The sequence below is a fragment of the Streptomyces sp. NRRL F-5122 genome (assembly GCF_001507435.1).
In the GTDB taxonomy this organism is placed as follows: Bacteria; Actinomycetota; Actinomycetes; order Streptomycetales; family Streptomycetaceae; genus Streptomyces; species Streptomyces lannensis.
This window is the reverse complement of the sequence record NZ_LMWH01000167.1, coordinates 1-323: the sequence shown is the minus strand read 5'-3', so window position 1 is coordinate 323 and position 323 is coordinate 1. Positions and strand designations below refer to the sequence as shown.

The following is a 323-nucleotide window of genomic DNA, read 5'->3' as shown; positions in this document are numbered from 1 at the left end:
GAGGCTCGGACAGGCTGTCCAGGAGATCTACCACCGGATGCTCGTCCGTGCGCCATGGGCTTACCAGCGGATCTACTCCAGCACCGAGCGCGCCGGAGGGGGTGGTCGGGTGGCGCAGACGCTGCTCCGCTCTGCCGAGGAACGGGTCCTCCGCGCTCTGCCTCCGGATATCGGCGCGGTCGTCTCGACCTACCCCGGGGCCAGCCGCGTGCTGGGCGATCTGCGGCTGGACGGACGGCTGACGGTCCCCGTCCTGACCTATCTGACCGACTTCTCCGTGCATCCGCTGTGGGTGGCGGACGGGGTGGACGTCCACCTGGCTG

1 protein-coding gene is annotated in these 323 nt (G+C 70.0%); it reads left to right on the top strand.

Annotated features, from left to right (window positions below):
• On the top strand, positions 1-323 hold a 323-nt coding region (locus ADL25_RS18015), incomplete at both ends, for an MGDG synthase family glycosyltransferase (protein WP_420711345.1).